The 17,296-nt window shown below is 67.6% G+C and carries 17 protein-coding genes and 1 pseudogene; 17 read left to right on the forward strand and 1 reads right to left on the reverse strand.

Annotated elements, in window-relative coordinates:
- Positions 1 to 107 precede the first annotated feature (107 nt).
- From AC3IF1_RS19720 to AC3IF1_RS19790, 15 genes and pseudogenes are all read left to right on the forward strand, one after another.
- Complete coding sequence (locus AC3IF1_RS19720) at positions 108 to 1,148, forward strand: ABC transporter substrate-binding protein (RefSeq protein ID WP_489218992.1); 1,041 nt, start codon at positions 108 to 110, stop codon at positions 1,146 to 1,148.
- On the forward strand, positions 1,148 to 2,209 hold the full coding sequence (locus tag AC3IF1_RS19725; RefSeq protein ID WP_489218993.1) for an ABC transporter ATP-binding protein: 1,062 nt from the start codon (positions 1,148 to 1,150) through the stop codon (positions 2,207 to 2,209). The genes AC3IF1_RS19720 and AC3IF1_RS19725 overlap by 1 nt, the downstream gene beginning before the upstream one ends.
- The gene (locus tag AC3IF1_RS19730; RefSeq protein WP_489218994.1) at positions 2,206 to 3,090 is read left to right on the forward strand and encodes an ABC transporter permease; all 885 of its coding nucleotides are present in this window, start codon (positions 2,206 to 2,208) and stop codon (positions 3,088 to 3,090) included. Before AC3IF1_RS19725 ends, AC3IF1_RS19730 begins: the two co-directional genes overlap by 4 nt.
- On the forward strand, positions 3,087 to 3,887 hold the full coding sequence (locus AC3IF1_RS19735; RefSeq protein ID WP_243972728.1) for an ABC transporter permease: 801 nt from the start codon (positions 3,087 to 3,089) through the stop codon (positions 3,885 to 3,887). The genes AC3IF1_RS19730 and AC3IF1_RS19735 overlap by 4 nt, the downstream gene beginning before the upstream one ends.
- Positions 3,884 to 5,011 (forward strand): NAD(P)/FAD-dependent oxidoreductase, encoded by a 1,128-nt coding sequence (locus AC3IF1_RS19740; RefSeq protein WP_489218995.1) that lies wholly within the window; start codon positions 3,884 to 3,886, stop codon positions 5,009 to 5,011. Before AC3IF1_RS19735 ends, AC3IF1_RS19740 begins: the two co-directional genes overlap by 4 nt.
- Positions 4,992 to 5,312, forward strand: coding sequence for a (2Fe-2S)-binding protein (locus AC3IF1_RS19745; protein ID WP_489218996.1), 321 nt, complete (start codon positions 4,992 to 4,994; stop codon positions 5,310 to 5,312). Before AC3IF1_RS19740 ends, AC3IF1_RS19745 begins: the two co-directional genes overlap by 20 nt.
- Complete coding sequence (locus AC3IF1_RS19750; RefSeq protein WP_489218997.1) at positions 5,309 to 6,706, forward strand: FAD/NAD(P)-dependent oxidoreductase; 1,398 nt, start codon at positions 5,309 to 5,311, stop codon at positions 6,704 to 6,706. Before AC3IF1_RS19745 ends, AC3IF1_RS19750 begins: the two co-directional genes overlap by 4 nt.
- The gene (locus AC3IF1_RS19755) at positions 6,703 to 7,326 is read left to right on the forward strand and encodes a hypothetical protein (protein WP_489218998.1); all 624 of its coding nucleotides are present in this window, start codon (positions 6,703 to 6,705) and stop codon (positions 7,324 to 7,326) included. The genes AC3IF1_RS19750 and AC3IF1_RS19755 overlap by 4 nt, the downstream gene beginning before the upstream one ends.
- The gene (locus AC3IF1_RS19760) at positions 7,323 to 8,483 is read left to right on the forward strand and encodes an NAD(P)/FAD-dependent oxidoreductase (protein WP_489218999.1); all 1,161 of its coding nucleotides are present in this window, start codon (positions 7,323 to 7,325) and stop codon (positions 8,481 to 8,483) included. The genes AC3IF1_RS19755 and AC3IF1_RS19760 overlap by 4 nt, the downstream gene beginning before the upstream one ends.
- Positions 8,484 to 8,512: 29 nt before the next feature.
- A complete protein-coding gene (locus tag AC3IF1_RS19765; RefSeq protein WP_489219000.1) occupies positions 8,513 to 8,857 on the forward strand; it encodes a RidA family protein in 345 nt (114 codons plus the stop codon).
- A gap of 411 nt (positions 8,858 to 9,268) precedes the next feature.
- Positions 9,269 to 10,462, forward strand: coding sequence for a tyrosine-type recombinase/integrase (locus AC3IF1_RS19770; protein WP_243972720.1), 1,194 nt, complete (start codon positions 9,269 to 9,271; stop codon positions 10,460 to 10,462).
- An 819-nt stretch (positions 10,463 to 11,281) separates the two neighbouring features.
- The gene (locus AC3IF1_RS19775) at positions 11,282 to 11,491 is read left to right on the forward strand and encodes a helix-turn-helix transcriptional regulator (RefSeq protein ID WP_243972718.1); all 210 of its coding nucleotides are present in this window, start codon (positions 11,282 to 11,284) and stop codon (positions 11,489 to 11,491) included.
- Positions 11,488 to 12,369, forward strand: a complete 882-nt coding sequence (locus AC3IF1_RS19780) for a hypothetical protein (RefSeq protein ID WP_489219001.1) — start codon at positions 11,488 to 11,490, stop codon at positions 12,367 to 12,369. Before AC3IF1_RS19775 ends, AC3IF1_RS19780 begins: the two co-directional genes overlap by 4 nt.
- 274 nt (positions 12,370 to 12,643) lie before the next feature.
- Positions 12,644 to 13,147: pseudogene (locus tag AC3IF1_RS19785) on the forward strand (bifunctional DNA primase/polymerase); the annotation flags it as partial.
- 81 nt (positions 13,148 to 13,228) lie between these two features.
- Positions 13,229 to 14,713 (forward strand): phage/plasmid primase, P4 family, encoded by a 1,485-nt coding sequence (locus AC3IF1_RS19790; RefSeq protein ID WP_489220421.1) that lies wholly within the window; start codon positions 13,229 to 13,231, stop codon positions 14,711 to 14,713.
- 612 nt (positions 14,714 to 15,325) lie between these two features.
- On the opposite strand, the gene AC3IF1_RS19795 is transcribed toward AC3IF1_RS19790, so the two are convergent.
- Positions 15,326 to 15,490, reverse strand: a complete 165-nt coding sequence (locus AC3IF1_RS19795; RefSeq protein WP_489219002.1) for a hypothetical protein — start codon at positions 15,488 to 15,490, stop codon at positions 15,326 to 15,328.
- Between the two features lie 293 nt (positions 15,491 to 15,783).
- Between AC3IF1_RS19795 and AC3IF1_RS19800 the strand changes: the two genes are divergently transcribed.
- Together AC3IF1_RS19800 and AC3IF1_RS19805 are read left to right on the forward strand one after the other, a co-directional pair.
- Positions 15,784 to 16,377: a helix-turn-helix domain-containing protein gene (locus tag AC3IF1_RS19800; RefSeq protein ID WP_489219003.1), complete on the forward strand. Its 594-nt coding sequence runs from the start codon at positions 15,784 to 15,786 to the stop codon at positions 16,375 to 16,377.
- A 95-nt stretch (positions 16,378 to 16,472) separates the two neighbouring features.
- Positions 16,473 to 17,252 carry an aldolase gene (locus tag AC3IF1_RS19805; protein WP_489219004.1) on the forward strand — a complete coding sequence of 260 codons (780 nt, stop codon included), beginning with the start codon at positions 16,473 to 16,475 and terminating at the stop codon, positions 17,250 to 17,252.
- Positions 17,253 to 17,296: the final 44 nt, after the last annotated feature.

A 17,296-nucleotide genomic window follows, 5' to 3' on the forward strand; every position in this document is an offset into this window, starting at 1 on the left:
GTTGATCAGCATTCGGGACTGATACGTGGCGGAGATGCTCAGAACAGGGGCGCCTTGCCCGCTTCTTGCTCACGAACAGCTTTCCGATTGCTCACGGGGGCAAAGCAATGCTGCGGCCGATACTGGGTCTTCTCACCGCGATGGCGGCCGCGCTCGCCGGGGCGGCATCCCCGGCCTCGGCCGAGCCGCGCCTCACCGTCGCCGGGTACGGCGGCAGCTACGAGCAGATCATGCGCACGAGCGTGATCCCGGCTTTCGAGCGCGAGAACGACGTCAAGATCGACTACCTGACCGGCAACTCCTCCGACAACCTCGCCCGGATGCAGGCGCAGCGCGGCAACCAGACGGTCGGCGTGGCGGTGCTCGACGACGGCCCGATGGTGCAGGCCGTATCCCTCGGCCTGTGCCGGAAGCTCCCCGACGCGGTGCGCGACGCGGTCTATCCGATCGCCGTCCTGGGCGACGACCACGCCGTCGGCACCGGCTTCGGCTTCACGGGCATCGCCTACAACACGAAGCTGTTCAAGGAGCGCGGCTTCCCGGTGCCGACCTCCTGGATGGACCTCGCCCGGCCGGACTACCGGCAGCGGATCGCGATCCCCGGCATCGACAACACCTACGGCGTCCACACCCTGGCGATGATGGCCCGCATCCATGGCGGCGGCGACAGCGACATCGCCCCGGGGCTGAAGGTCATGCGCCAGCAGATCAACCCGAACGTGCTCGCCTACGAGAGCAGCCCCGGCAAGATGAGCGAGATGTTCCAGTCGGGGGAGATCTGGCTGGCCGTCTGGGGCTCGTCCCGGGTCGCGGCCATGCAGCAGGCGGGTTTTCCGCTCGCCATCGCCCGGCCGAAGGAGGGCGCCGTCGTCCTGATGACGGCGGGCTGCGCCATCACCGGCAGCCCGGAGCCGGCGCTCGCCGACAAGTTCCTGGCCTATCTCGTCTCGCCGAAGGTCCAGGAGACCTTCGCCACGCAGTACGGGGCGGGCCCGACCAACCGCGCCACCAAGCTGCCGCCGGAGGTCGCCGACCGCGTGATCTACGGCGAGGACCAGGTGCGTTCGCTGATCGGCCTCGACTGGGACGTGGTCAACCGCAACCGCGCCGACTGGACCCGGCAGTGGCAGCGGCAGGTCGAGCGCTGATGTCCGCGCCGGCCTTCCTCACCCTCGACGGTCTCGGCAAGGATTACGGCACCGTCACCGCAGTCCGCGACGTCAGCCTCTCGGTCGCGCCCGGCGAGTTCCTCGGCCTGCTCGGGCCCTCCGGCTGCGGCAAGACCACGACGCTGCAGATGATCGCCGGCTTCGAGGCCCCGAGCCGCGGCCGCATCCTGATGGAGGGGCGCGACCTGACCGGCACGCCGCCGGCCCAGCGCGGCATCGGCCTCGTGTTCCAGTCCTACGCGCTGTTCCCGCACATGACGGCTGCGGAGAACGTCGCCTTCGGTCTGGAGATGCGCCGGGTGCCGAGGCCCGAGCGGGGCCGGCGGGTCGCCGAGGCGCTGGCGCAGGTCCGCCTCGGGCACCTCGCCGAGCGCTTCCCGCGCAACATGTCGGGCGGGCAGCAGCAGCGCGTCGCCCTGGCGCGGGCGCTGGTGGTCGAGCCGCGCCTGCTGCTCCTCGACGAGCCGCTCTCGAACCTCGACGCCAAGCTGCGTGAGGAGATGCAGGTCGAGTTGCGCGAATTGCAGCGCCGGATCGGCGTCACCACGGTGCTGGTCACCCACGATCAGGCCGAGGCCATGGCCCTGTGCGACCGGGTCGCGATCATGCAGGGCGGCCGGGTCGTCCAGATCGACGCCCCCTGGCAGGCCTACGACATCCCGGCCGACGCGTTCGTGGCCGACTTCCTCGGCCGCAGCAACCGGCTGCCGGCGCGGGCCGCCTCCGGCCACGCGGAGGCCGCGGGGCACCGCTTCTGCCTGCCGCCGGAACTCGCCGACCGCCAGGGCGACATCCTCCTGACGATCCGGCCCGAGCGCCTGCGGATCCGCTGCGAGCGGGCGCCCGGGAGTCCGCCCGGCCTCGAGGGGCGCGTGCAGGCGCGGCTCTTCCTCGGCGGGTTCTGGCTCTACACGGTGGAGACGGCGCTGGGCGCCTTTGCGGTCATGGCGCAGAACACCGGCGCGACGCCGCTTGACGAGGGCGCCGCGGTGACGCTCGACTGGGACGCTCACAGCCTGCGGCGGCTGGAGCCGGCATGACCCGCCCCGATCGCCTCACCCCCGCGCTGCTGACGGCGCCCTCCGCCCTCGTCTATGCCGGGGCGCTGCTCGTGCCGCTGGCCGGCGTGCTGGCCCTGAGCCTGCACGGCTTCGACTTCGAGAAGGGCGTGCTGCCCGGCTGGGGGCTCGCCAACTATCAGGATCTCTTCACCGATCCGCTGTTCGGCGAAGCCCTGGCGCGGACCTTCCGCATCGCCGGGCTGACGACGCTGATCTGCCTCCTCATCGGGGTGCCGGAGGCCTGGATCATCCACCGCATGGACCCGCGCTGGCGCGGGCCGATGCTCCTCGTCGTGGTCGGGCCGCTGCTGGTCTCGGTGGTGGTGCGCAACTTCGGCTGGATGGTGCTCCTCGGCACGAACGGCCTCGTGAACCAGGCGCTCACCGCCCTCCACGTGCCCGGAGCGCCCTTCCGGCTGATGTTCACGGAGGGCGCCGTGGTGGTCGGCCTCGTCCACGTGATGGTGCCGCTCGTGGTCCTGTCCGTCTGGGCGAGCCTCGGCCGGCTCGATCCGGTGCTGGAGCGGGCGGCGACCAGCCTCGGGGCCGGGCGGTTCACGATCTTCACCCGGGTCGTGCTGCCCAACGTCATGCCGGGCGTCATGGCCGGCGCGCTGATGGTGTTCTGCCTCTCGGCCTCGGCCTTCGCGACCCCCGCCATGCTGGGGGGCAAGCGCCTGAAGGTCGTCTCCAGCATGACCTACAACGAGTTCCTCAACACCCTGAACTGGCCGCTCGGTGCCGCGCTCGCCACCGTGCTGATGGCGGCGATCCTCCTCGCCACGCTCCTCTGGACGCGGCTCGTCGAGAAGCGGGCGCTGCGGCGCCTCGGCGCGGTCGCGCAGGGAGGCCCGGCATGAGCCGCAACGGCCCCCTGGCGCTGGCCTTCCACGCCCTGTTCCTGGCCTTCATCCTGGCGCCGCTGCTGGTGGTGATCGCCGTGTCCTTCACCGGCCAGGGCTACCTCGCCCTGCCGTTCGACGGCCTGTCGCTGCGCTGGTGGCGGGCGATCGGCGACAACCCGCGCTTCCTGGAGAGCTTCTGGTACAGCACCCGCCTCGGCGTGACGGCCGCGACCCTCTCGGCCCTGATCGCCGTCCCGGCCGCCCTGGCGATCGCGCGCTGGCGCTTCCCCGGCCGGGGCACCCTGGTGGCGGTCCTCGCCTCGCCGCTGATGATCCCGCACGTGGTGCTCGGCGTCGCGCTGCTGCGCTTCTTCTCGGGGTTCGGCCTGTCGGGCAGCTTCGCCGGCCTCGTGGCGGCCCATGTCATCGTGATCACGCCCTACATGCTGCGCCTCGTCGGCGCCGGCCTGTCAGGTCTCGACCCGCGCATCGAGCGCGCCGCCGAGAGCCTCGGCGCCGACCGGCTCACGGTGTTCCGGCGCGTGACCCTGCCGCTGATCGCCCCCGGCCTCGCGGGCGGCTGGATCCTGGCCTTCGTCACCAGCTTCGACGAGCTGACGGTGAGCCTGTTCCTGGCCTCGCCCGCCGCCAACCCGCTGCCGGTGCAACTGTTCAACTACATCGACCAGATGACCGACCCGCTGGTCGCGTCGGTCTCGGCGGCGCTGATCGTCGTCACCGCCCTGGTCCTCTTAGGCCTCGATCGCTTCTACCCGATCGACCGCCTGCTCACCGGGGAGCGCCGCGCATGACCGGACACCAGATGCAGGACGCGATCGTGATCGGCGGCGGCCTCGTCGGCGCGGCCATCGCCTACGGGTTGCAGCGCCAGGGCCTGTCGACCGTGATGCTCGACGAGGGCGACGTTGCCCACCGGGCGAGCCGGGGCAATTTCGGGCTGGTCTGGGTCCAGTCGAAGGGCCTCGGCGCGCCGCACTATCAGCACTGGACCCACGCATCGGCCCGGGCGTGGCCGGAACTGGCCGCCGATCTCCTCAAGACGACCGGCATCGGCGTCGGGCTGCACCAGCCGGGGGGGCTGCATTTCTGCTTCTCGGACGACGAGATGGCCCAGCGCGACGCCCTGATGGGCCAGCTGCGCCGGGAGGCCGGCAATGCCGGCTACGAATACCGCATGATCCCGGCCGCCGAGCTGCGCGACCTGGTGCCGGGCCTCGGGCCGCAGGTCGTGGGCGCCTCGTGGACGCCCTATGACGGCCACGCGAGCCCCCTGCATCTCCTGCGCGCGCTCCACGCGGCGTTCCAGGATCTGGGCGGCCTCTACCGGCCGAACGCCAAGGTCACGGCCGTCACGGCGGCTCCGCGCAACTTCGCGGTCGATATCGGGGCGGAGACCGTCCGTGCCCCGCGCCTCGTCCTGGCCTCCGGCCTCGGCAATGCCGACCTCGCGCCCCTCGTCGGCCTGTCCGCCCCCCTGCGGCCGGAGCGCGGGCAGATCCTGGTCACGGAGCGCACCCGGCAGGTGCTCGCCCTGCCGACCCATGTCGTCCGCCAGACCGAGGAGGGTTCGCTGCTGCTGGGCGACAGCAAGGAGGACATGGGCTTCGACACCCTGACCCAGACCCCCGCGATCATGCGGGCCATCGCTCAACGCGCGGTCCAGACCTTCCCGTGGATCGCCGAGCTCAACATCGTCCGGGCCTGGGCGGCGCTGCGCGTCATGTCGCCGGACGGCAAGCCGATCTACGACGAATCCGAGCGCTACCCCGGCGCGACCATCGCCAACTGCCATTCCGGCGTCACCCTGGCCGGCGCGCATGCGAGCCTGCTCGCCCCGATGATCGCGGCGGGCGCGCTCACGCCGGACCTGTCCCCCTTCAGTGCGAGACGCTTCGATGTTCAGAAGGCGGCCTGAGGCCCGTCCGGCCCCCGGGGACCGGCTGGTGGAGGTCTTCGTCGCGGGCCGGCCGGTCCGCGTGCCGGAGGGCGCCTCCGCGGCCGCCGCGGTCCTGCTCGCCGGCCTGCCCGCGATCCGGACCACCCCGGTCGGCGGCGCGCCGCGCCTGCCCTACTGCATGATCGGCGCCTGCTTCGACTGCCTCGCCGAGATCGACGGCGTAGCCAACCGCCAGTCCTGCCTCGTGCCGGTCGCCCCGGGCATGCGGATCGAGCCGCAGCGCGGCGCCCGCGCGGCGCGGATCGAGGACGCCGCATGAGCCACGATCTCGCCATCGTGGGCGCCGGCCCGGCCGGCATGGCCGCCGCCATCGAGGCCGCCGCCCTCGGCCTCTCGGTCGCCGTGCTGGACGAGCAGCCCGCCCCCGGCGGCCAGGTCTTCCGGGCGGTGGAGGCCGCCTCCGGGGACCCGGCGCTCGCCGGCGAGTTCCTCGATTCCGGCGGTGCCCTGGCGGCGCGGTTCCGCGCGGCCCGGGGGATCGACTACCGCCCGCGGACCACCCTCTGGCACCTCGATCCCGATGCGGGCCTGCTGTCCGTGGCCTCGGCCGGCGCCACCGCGGAGATCGAGGCGCGGCGCGTCCTCCTCGCCACCGGTGCCCAGGAGCGGCCGGTGCCGATCCCCGGCTGGACGCTGCCGGGCGTCATGAGCGCGGGCGCCGCCCAGATCCTGCTCAAGACGGCGGGCGCCGTGCCGGAAGGGTCCGTGGTGATCGCCGGGCAGGGGCCGCTCTGCTGGCTGCTGGCCGTGCAGCTCCTGCGCGCCGGGGTCGAGCGGCTGACATTGCTCGAGACCGGCGCCGGTGGCGCCCTCCGGGACGCCCTGCGGGCGGGCGGCCTCTGGACCGGCCGCAGGCTCCTGACGAAGGGCATCGCCCTGATGCGCGAGACCCGGGCGCGGGGCCTCACCGTGGTCCGCAACGTCCGCGACCTGCGGGCCGAGGGCGACGGCCGGGTCTCGACGGTGCGGTGGCGCCAAGGGGGCCGCGAGCAGGTGCTTCCCTGCGACACGCTCCTCCTGCACGAGGGGGTGATCCCGTCGACCCACATCACCCGGGCGCTGGGCCTCGACCACGATTGGGACGACCTGCAGCTCTGCTGGCGGCCGCGCCTCGATGCCTGGGGCGCCACCAGCCATCCGAACTTGGCCGTGGCGGGCGACGGCGGCGGCATCGGCGGCTGGGAGGCCGCCGCGGCGGGCGGACGGCTCGCCGCCCTTGACGCGGCCCTCCGCCTCGGCCGGCTGGACGCCGCCGCCCGCGACGCCCGTGCCGCGGAGCCCCTGCGCGCGCAGCGCGCGGCCCTGGCGCTCCGGCCCTTCCTCGACCGTCTCTACCGCCCCGCCGCGGGCATCCTCGCCCCCGCCGACGACACGGTCGTGTGCCGCTGCGAGGAGATCACGGCCGGGCAGATCCGCGGGGCCGCGCGCCTCGGCGCTGCCGGCCCGAACCAGGTCAAGGCGTATCTGCGCGCCGGCATGGGCCCCTGCCAGGGCCGCATGTGCGGCACCGTCGTCGCCGGGCTGATCGCCGAGACCCGCGGCGCCTCCATGGAGACGGTCGGCGCCCTGCGCCCGCGGGCGCCGTTCAAGCCGATGACGGTGGGTGAATTGGCCAACGGGCGGCCGGACGCGATGCCGGAGCTGACCGCGTGAGCGCCGCGGACACCCCCCGCGCAGTGATCGTGGGCGGCGGCCCGGCCGGTCGCGCCGCCCTGGCCGAACTGCCCGGCGCCGTCCTGATCGCCCGGCCCGACGCCACGGCCTGGCACGCCGAGCCCGGCCGCGTCTGGGTCGAGGGCGACGGGCGGGTCTGGGCGGAGCCGTTCGACGTCCTGCTCGTCTGCGCCGACGAGCCGCTGCTGCTGGCGGCGCTCGGCTGCGCAATCTCGGACGGCCGGGTGCGCACCGACGCGGACGGTCGGACCAGCGTGCCCGGCATCGGGGCGGCCGGCCGCGTCGCGGGCGCGGCGACGGCACGGGCCGCGGAGCGGCAGGCGGTCGCCGCGGCCCGCGCCCTGCGCGCCGGGCCCCCGATCCAACCGTCGCCGCCGTCGGCCGCGGACCCCGCCGTGACGCGGCTCGATCCGGTCGCCCTCGCGGCGCTGCTCGAACGGCCCGCCGGACCCGAGCGGACCGGGGCGGCGCTCGCGCAGGGCGCGATCCTCGGCGCGGTGGTGCCGGCCCGGCCCGTCGGTCTCGCGGCCCTGGCCGGCCTCGCCGCGACCCTGCCGGAGCCGGTCCCGCCGCAGGGGGACGAGGGCTCGCTCGCATGACCGATCCCGACATCCTCGTCGTCGGCGGCGGCCTGCACGGCCTGTCCGCCGCCCTGTTCCTCGCCCGAGCCGGTCAACGCGTCCGCGTGCTGGAGGCCCGACGGGTCGCGGCCCAGGCCTCGGGCTACTCGGCGGGCGGCGTGCGCACGCTGGGCCGCCACATCGCCGAGGTGCCGCTCGCCCTGGAGGCGGTCGCGCGCTGGCACCGGATCGCGGACCTCGTCGGCGACGGCTGCGGCTTCCATGCCGCCGGGCAGGTCCGGGTGGCCGAGAACCGGGCGGAGCTCGCGCTCCTCTCCGAACGGGTCGCGCGCCTGCAGGCCGGGGGCTGGACGCACGAGGAACTGGCCGACGCCGCGACCGTGCGCCGGTTGCTCCCCGCGGTCGCCGAGCACGTCGTCGGCGGCATCATCGCGCATCGCGACGGCTTCGCGGCCCCCCTGCGCACGACGCTCGCCTTCGGCCGCGCCGCGCGGGCCGCCGGAGCCGAGATCGTCGAGGAGGCGCGCGTCACGGCCGTGGAGCGGCGTGCCGGGCGCTGGCACCTGCGGACCCGCGGCGGCGCGGCGCACGCCGCGCCCCTCCTGGTCAACGCCGCGGGCGCCTGGGGCGGCCGCCTCGCCCGCGCGGCCGGGGAGCCGATCCCCCTCGGCTTCAACGCCTTCCAGATGCTGCTCACCGACGCGCGGCCGGCGTTCCTGGCACCGGTGGTCGGGGCGACCGGCCGGCCCCTGTCCTTCAAGCAGTCCGAGAGCGGCCACGTGATGATCGGCGGCGGCCACAAGGGGCACGCGGACCTCGACACGGGCGCGGTGCAACTCGACGTCCCGCGCCTCGCCTACTCGGCGCGCACGGCCCTCGACCTGTTCCCGATCCTGCGCGGCGCGCGGATCGTGCATGCCTGGGCCGGCATCGAGGGTGTCACGCCGGACGAACTGCCGGTCATCGGCCGATCCGCCGTGGCGGACGGCCTGGTGCACGCCTTCGGTTTCTCCGGGCACGGCTTCGCCCTGGCGCCCCTCGTCGGCGAGATCGTCGCCGGCCTGCTGCTCGACGGCGCCGCGCACCACCCCATCGCGGCGTTCGCACCGGCCCGCTTCGGCCAGCCGGGCGCCGTCCCCGAGACCCGGTCGGCGCTGCTCCAGCCCGCCGGTTAGAACCCCCGCAAACGGAAGGACTCGTTTCGATGATCCAGCGCCATATCCGCACGCCGATCATGCACCGCGTGGTAGAGCACGGCGGCGTTCTCTATTTCGGCGGTATCGTGGCCGAGGATCGATCGGCCGCGATGAAGGGCCAGACCGAACAGATCCTGGTGCGGATCGATGCGCTGCTCGCCGAGATGGGCAGCGACAGGACCAAGATCCTGACGGCCACGCTCTACATCACCGACATGGCGCTCAAGGACGAGATGAACGCGGCCTGGACCGCGTGGTTCGCGCCCGAGATCCTGCCGAGCCGCTCCACCATCGGCGTCGCCGAACTCGGCCCGCAGGTCCTGATCGAGGCGGTCATCACCGCGGCCCGCTGAGCCGTTTGGACGGGTTCATCGGACCGACGATCAGGTGCCCCGGATCAGCGGCGGGAACGGCCCCGTCGCCGATCCGCCAGCCCGCCAAACCCAAGCGGGCGACGGGAAGACGTCCCCCGTCGCCCGATCGAGACGTCTTCAGCCGTCGCCGAGACGTAAGCCTTTGATTTCAGTGTGCTTCGCGGCGGATCAGCCACGGGGCGAAAGGCTGGCGGAGGGAGCGTCTGCCAAATCCGATCATCCGATCAGATCCGAGAGGGACCAAAATCGACCGATCCGCTATTGCCGACCAAGAGGATAGCAGGGCTTCGACGCAGACGCGCTAGTCCGATACGATCCCGTAAGATCTACTTGCAGCTGATGCGCAATGTGGTTCAAAATGTGGGGTGAGCGAGTTAGGCGGACCCGGCAATGGGTGGCAAGGGGCGGCATCCCGAAAAGGCACTGACGACCGTCCAGGTGCGGGCGCTGAAGAGCCCCGGCCGCTACGCCGACGGCCACGGCCTCTACCTCGTCGTCGACCCTTCGGGCGCCAAACGCTGGCTCCTGCGCATCGTCGTGCAGGGGCACCGACGCGACATCGGCCTGGGCGGCGCCGGCCTCGTCAGCCTCGCCGAGGCCCGGGAGAAGGCTCTCACCTATCGTAAGACCGCCCGCGACGGCGGTGACCCCCTGGCTGAGCGGGCGAAGGCGCGGGCGACCATCCCGACCTTCGCTGAGGCGGCCGAACTCGTCCATGCCGAGCACAAGGCGACGTGGAAGAACCCGAAGCACGCCGCGCAGTGGATCACCACCCTACGCACCTACGCCAACCCGCACCTCGGCGCGAAGCGCGTCGACCTGATCGAGACCCCCGACGTGCTGCGGGCACTCTCGCCGATCTGGCTGACGAAGGGGGAGACGGCCCGGCGGGTGCGCCAGCGGATCGGGACGGTGCTGGACTGGGCGAAGGCGGCCGGTCACCGCAGCGGCGATAATCCGGTCGATGGTGTCGTGAAAGGCTTGCCGAAGCAGAGCGAGCATCAGGGGCACCATGCGGCCCAGCCTTATGCCGAGGTGCCAGCCTTTGTTGCCCGGTTGCGGGCCATGTCCGGACAGGGCGAAGTCGGTCGCATAGCCTTCGAATTCCTGATCCTCACGGCTGCTCGAACCAGCGAGGTCTTGGGCGCCAACTGGTCTGAGATCAATAAGGCAGAGGCGCTATGGACTGTCCCGGCGGCGCGGATGAAGGCCGGGCGGGAGCACCGGGTGCCGCTGAGCGAACGGGCGCGCGAGGTCTTGGCCCGAGCACGGGAGTTGGGGGGCGGCAGCGCGTTGGTGTTCCCTGGGCGCGCGGGCGACCGGCCGCTGTCAAACATGGTATTTTTGATGGCGTTGCGACGGATGGGGGCATCGATCACCGCCCACGGCTTCAGGTCGTCGTTCCGGGATTGGGCAGCCGAGGCAACCAACCTCCCGCGGGAGGTGGCCGAGATGGCGCTGGCCCACACGATCGAAAACCGCGTTGAAGCCGCCTACCGGCGCGGTGACCTGCTTGAGAAGCGACGCGAGCTGATGGAACTATGGGGGTCTTTCTGCGACGCGGAATACTTGAATGCCTCTTGAACCGCCCAGGTCCGTTTACGCGTACATCGGCAGCAATCCAGGCCCAGGAATCTTTGACGACGAAAGAGTAAGGCAATGTACTAAGCTCGCATATCGTTCGATCTGCAAATTTTTGCGCTCGCCGCCACCCGGTCAGGGTGGCAAGGATTGGCGAAATGTAAAGACGACGCTACGCCCAGCATTGCTAGAGATAGTCCGGCATTATTGGGCGGACTGGGATTATGACCATCGTCTCGATCGTGCAAAGATCCGAGCCGATGTCAAGGCGTTCAGGAAAGCAGCTGCATCGATGCTTTGTGCGCTACGAGCGTTCGAGCTAGATGCGCGACAGACGATCAATCATCAAGCCGTCCCACATCTGCGTCGGAGAGGAGTCAATGAAGAAGATGCCCTCTTGCAACTGCGAGATATGACCCTGCTTGTGGGTCGGGCATCGCTTCCAATCGCCCGGGAGCCAAACGTAAGAGTTGGTAGAACTAGTCTCAGGAATGCCTGCCACCGATCAAGCGATTTGTGGAAAGAGTTATTCGATGGAAAGTTCTCAAGGAATTTTGTTATTCTACCGAAAAAGGGCGATAAATCAAGTAACATTCATCTGCAGGACTTCGTAAAGCGTGAACATCAGTTTGTGCATTTAATTGCATATTGTCTAGACAGTCAAACGACAGCTAACCAAGTGAGGAGCGCCTTTAGCGCCGTCGCTGAGCGGCGGCCAAAAAAATAGGATTTTCTCTGACAAGTTTGTTCTATGACAAATTTGCTTGCGCGACCGTGCTTCTGATTATTTATGGACGCTCCACGGATAACCGAGGAGATCCAATGAATTACAATACCGATTTGCCGCAGTCAGGTTTTGTCACGCCAAAGTGGGTGCAGCGTCGATATTCGATTTCCAATTCGACGATGTACCTCTGGTTGGACCTCAAGTGGCTGCCCCCGCTTCACCCAATTGGGAGGCGCGCCAAGCGATTCCGCGTCGAAGAGTTGCGTGAGTTTGAGCAGCGCCGCACGCAGGGAGGCGCTCAATGAGCGTCCCTCACCTGCACCAAAACGTCCGCGTCCTTCACTCGCCGGACGATGTAAAGTCCGAAAAAATCGGACTTCAGCTTCTGCATGTAAACGATCAAACGGCAGAGGTGTGCACACCGTTTGAATTCTACGCTCAAGTTGGGGCGCAGCGCGGTGGAAATGTCGTCGATTGTCTCACAGCGAGCAGTGCGGCCCACCTGAATATGGAGGCGTCGCATCACGCGCTTGGTCGCGCGCTGCTTTTCATCGGCTGGGAACTCACCAAGCGGGTCGTCGAAGATGACAGTGAATGGAAGATTATCTCTGAATTGTCGAGGTGGAAACACCGGCACATCAAGCCCAAACTGACGGATGACGAAGGATATCGGAGTCACTTTATTGCGAATTTTATGTTTTCGAATGGAAGCAGGCGTGGCGATGATCTTGCGGCTAAAAAGGGACGGGCCGTCGAATACCTAATTCGAAAGGATCGCACGGAACAGGAAGTGTTGGCTCAGCTAGTTCAACCCGGTGGCATCGATCGCATCTACAAGATGGCCGTGACGGAATATCCTCGATCAGCTCGGCGGCGGAGAAGTTCCGGAAAGAAAGCGAGACCGATGCGGATAGTCGCCGTGTGCAGAAAATCTAGCAACAAAAGACACAGTTTGTCTGATGATCAGAACATAGCGCAGCCGATCCAACTGAATACGCTGGACAGCGATCCCTTCGATTTGATCGATCCTATCGTATTTGCTCCCGGCGTGAATGAGCGTGCTGCATTTCTTGAGATGAATAGGGGCGACAAGCTTCTTGTGATGATCGAATGCACTGAGCGCGACGGGGATCGTGTGGAGCTAGGCGCGAGCATCATTCGTCCCGTCTGCGAAGCAGAGTGATGCTGTGATTACCTCAAACCCGAGGGGGGTCGACCTCCCTCGCGCGCTAATACACCATCCGATTGAAGTTCCTACGACTAAAAAGGCAGAAACCATCATGACTAAGTACAGTACGTCTAGAAAGCAGCCTAATCGTCATGGCTACCGCACTGCTTCATCCAAGAGAAAAGCTACAAGTCGGCCGCTGTCGAGCAAAGTCGCGCAGGCAACTTCGGCCTCCGCCTTCGCCGAGTCCTCTTCTGAGGGATCATTTGATAGCCTCGCGCGCGCGGCGATGACCTACGCGAAGCGCGGCTTTCCCGTTCTTCCACTCCACGCGATCCGTAACAAGGTCTGCACCTGTTCGGAGGGCGCCGCCTGCAAGCGACCTGGGAAGCACCCAATGCTCGCGGGTGGCTACAAAGTAGCAACGATCAACGAGAATGAGGTCAGGCAGATCTGGTGCGATAATCCTGACGCCAACATCGGTATCGCCATGGGTCAGGCTTCTGGGCTCGTCGCGATCGATGTCGATCCTCGCAACGGCGGGGGAGCCACCTTCCGGCAGCTCAGTGCCGAGCTAGGCCGACTTCCGCGTACGGTTCGCATGCGAACCGGAGGTGGCGGGAGCCATCGTGTCTACCGTTGCCCGGATACCCCTACGAAAACGAAACACGGGGCTGCCGGCATCGACTTCCAGGCGGACGGGTCGTTCATCGTGGTCCCGCCGAGCCTGCACGCCTCGGGCCGCCGTTACCGCTACCGAGAGGGGCGCGATCCGCTCTCGATAGACGTAGCACCCCTCCCGAGGGCGTGGCTAGACCGCCTACAGGGTGGCGCATCATCTAAGCCGGAGCCCGAGACTAGCGCACCAGAGCGCTTGATTCCCGAGGGCGAGCGCAACACCCGCCTCACCAAACAGGCCGGCGCAATCCGCCGCGCCGGGGCGTCTGAGGCAGGGCTGCTGGCCGCCCTCAAGGCCGAGAACGCTGCATGCTGCCGGCCGCCACTCGACGACCAGGAGATCGCTGGGATCGTAGCCAGCGTGCTGCGGTACCCGGTCGGGTCGATGGACGGCGACCAGGCTGAGGCTGTCATGCAAGCAGTCCTCGACCAGCACTTCGCCGGCGGCGCTCACCTGCTCCGGGCTTTCGACGGGCGCTTCTGGTCGTACGATGGCCGATGTTGGGCACCCCTGAGTGAGAAAGTGCTCGAGGGCCGCATTCTCACGACGATCCAGGGACTACCCCTTCGTCCGAAGGGGCAGACCGCGCCGCTGATTGGCCAGGTTGTCAGGCTGATCGGGGCGAAGGTCGCGGCGGATGGCGACGTGTTGCGGTTCATGGCCCCCCCTCTGCCGGTCATCAATTGCCGCAACGGCGAGCTCTGGATCAAGGACAATGGGCGGCCCGAGCTTCGCCCTCATCGAGCCGACTCTTTCCTGAGGCACTGTCTCGATGTTGACTATGACCCGCTGGCGGTCAGCGCCGACTACGACGACGCGATCAAGGGGATCTTCGCCAAGGCGAGTGACCCGGCCGCGATGGTGCGGCTATGGCACGAACTCATGGGCTATATGCTGCAACCTGGGCGGCCGATCCCCCTCATTACGCTGGGCTGGGGTGGCGGCAACAACGGCAAGACTAAGCTTGTCGAGACGTTTGTGCGGTTGGTCGGACGCGAGTTGATTGTGGCCATGCCGATCGGGGACATCGACAAGAGCCGGTTCACCGGTGGCAACCTTCTTGGCAAGCTCGCGATCATCGACGACGACGTGAAGGCTGGCACCCGTTTACCCGACGGGCAACTGAAGCGCCTGAGCGAGGAGAAGACGATCACGGGCGAGAACAAGTTCGGGCCGCCGTTCACCTTCACAGTGCGGACTGCCATCCTGATGCTCTTCAACCCCCCGCCCACGCTCGCCGACCTCTCGCACGGCATGCAACGGCGCCTGATCGTGGTGCCTTTCGCTCGGAAGTTCTCTGATCAAGAGGCCAACTCGAAGCTGTTCCCGCAGATCTGGGCCGAGGAGATGCCGGGCGTGCTCAACCGCTACCTCGACGGGCTGCGGCAGGTGATACGTCGGGGCTGGCGTTTCGAACCGCCCACGGACTCCCTGGATGCCAAGGCGGAGCTGCTGAAGGCCGCCAATCCCGTCCCGGCCTTCCTGGCCGAGCGATGCGAGGAGGCCGGGAGCGCCTACGTCCAGGCGCTGTACGCAGCCTACCGGGACTGGGCCCATGCGGCCGGGATCACGATCGCTCAGCAGCGCCTCGGGTTCCAGCGCAACCTTGAGAGCTTCGGCTACAAGGTCGGGCGCGGCAATCAGGGGCCGAAGATCCAGGGGCTGCGTCTGCGCTCCTGACCCCCTCGTTCCGCCGGCCAAGCCATGTTGTTTGTGTTTTTGGTCGGAGGTGACGAAAGTGAAGCTTCAGCCATCAACCCATGACATGACTAGCTATTACACCAAATTATCAAACAAAAAATTTACTCGGCTGTTAAAAATTAATATCACTTTCATCACTGCCGACTGAGATCATCGAGAATGGGGTTGGCCGCCTATTTTGCGATTGTGACCAAGAAAAATAACCCCTGTTACGGAGGCGGTTTCAAAGATCGCGGCCTCAAGCGCGCTGACGTAGGATCTCCGCCAAACGGCTCATTGGCAACATGGCTGATAACGAGGAACTTGCCGTCGCCTATGATTAGCCCACGCTTATCAGCGAATGAGCGCCGCCCCAGACCCCCGATTGACGCAGATGCGGGGCTCGGAAATGCCGCTGTTGTCGACCCCGGTATCAGATTAGGGGCAAGCCGGAGCCGGTCACAATCGGGGTCGAGCTCCTGTAAGAACTCGGGTTTCGCCACAAGCATGACGGGTAGCCCCGCATCTGCGTCAATCGGGGCTTGGGGCGGCAGATCGAATTTTGCTGCACCACCCTGACCTGAGGCATGACATTAGGTTTCGAGCACTTTCCTAGTCGAGGCGCTTGACCGCCAGGGTCTCCTCGATTCGGCACCGAATGCTGTTGCGGATCATCAGCTGGACGAGCTGCGGGCCGTCGGTCAGCACGATGCGCTCGCTGGGCATCTCCACCGACGCCCGCGCCGAGGTCGAGAAGGTGATGAACAGGCCCCTCATCGGCCGGAGTAAGCTTATGGTAGCCGCAGGGGCGATAGGATTAACGCCGGCGGCATAGCGCCGTCGATCGCGGTGCGTATGCTCATGCCAGAAGCGAAAAGATCCGTGGGCATCACGAGCATCCAATTCGCCACACCTGCCTATCATGCGGCAGGCGCGACCAGGATTGTGCGAACCGAAGCGGGCGGCAGCCGTTCGTTTGCCGCACTAACGTCTGAACCGAGTGGGGGCTTATTTATCCGTGCCCTCCGGCAGCGCAGCCGAACTTCTTCGACCCCCAGGAAAGCCTCTCGATGCTCCCTTCGCAGCCGTCAGATGCACCGCCGGCGCAGGACTCACGGACGACACTTGCCGCACGCATCGCCTTTTTACGCCGCCAGCGCGGCCTGACCCTCGACCAGCTCGCGAACACGACGGGATTGACCAAGAGCTATCTGTCAAAATTGGAGCGCGGTCTCTCCGTGCCGTCCATCTCCACGGCCATGCGCCTCGCACAAAGCTTCGATCTCAGCGTCGGACAACTGCTCGGCGAAAATCAATACGCTGACGCTATCTCCATCGTCCGGCGAGGCGAGCGCCCGTCGTTCATGCGCAGCGGCAGCGCATCGGGCTACGACTACGAACTGCTGGCGGGCAAAAAGCGCTTCAAGAGCATGGAGCCGTACATCATGCGGCCACCCCTGGCCTTTCAGGACGACCGGCGTTTCGACCATGCCGGGCAGGAGATGATCTTCGTGATTTCGGGCATCATAGAATTTGAGTACGGCTCCGAGAGCCACATCTTGCATTCCGGCGACTGCGCTTACTTCGACGCGCACCTCCCGCACCGCTCCCGCTCGCTTGGATCTGCGATCGCCGAGGCCCTCGTCGTCGTCGCCCCCGAGTAATCCGGCGCGGGAATAAGCAGCAGATGACTAATTTTCCTGCATGACACGTTGTGTCTTTCGTGGTGTCCTCCCTTCATTCGCTGAAGAGAACCGCCATGAACGTCATCGTGCGCGACAAGGACACCTATCACCAGCAGACCGCCGAGCGGATGAACCAGCATTTCGCGCTGCCCGAGTGGTCCGCCCGACAGAAACTCGCGCTGGCTTGCCGTATTCTCGCGGCTGAGGGCCATGATTCGGGGCTGGCTGGTCAGGCAACCGCCCGCGGCGAAAGCCCCGGTACCTACCTGATGCTGCGATTCGGGTTGGGTTTCGACGAGATCACGGCCGACAACCTCCTGCTCGTCGATGACGACCTCAACGTCCTCGAAGGCGAGGGCATGCCCAACCCTTCCAACCGTTTTCACCTCTGGATCTACCGGGCGCGACCGCACGTCGCCTCGATCATGCACACGCACGCACCCCACGTCTCGGCCCTGTCGATGATCGGCGTGCCGCTCGCCGTGTCGCACATGGACACGTCGCTGTTTCACGAGGACTGCGCCTGGCTTCGGGAATGGCCTGGCACGCCCATCGGCGACGAGGAAGGCCGCATCATCTCGGATGCGCTGGGCGACAAGCGGGCGATCCTGCTCGCACATCACGGGCAGCTGGCCGCCTGCGAGAGCGTCGAGGAGGCCACGATCCTCGGCATGTTTATGGAGCGCGCCGCCAAGCTTCAGTTGCTGGCGATGTCGGCCGGCACGATCCTGCCCATCGATCCGGCCCTGGCGCAGGAGGCGCATGACTACCGCCTCAAGCCCAAAGCGATCGCAGCGACCTTCGCATACTACAGCCGCCGTGTCCTGCGTGGCGACGACTCTGTGCTCGGCTGAGGACGCACTCCGCGACAGGTCGACATCGCCGCGACCTCGACCAC

This window comes from Methylobacterium sp. E-012, assembly GCF_057836545.1.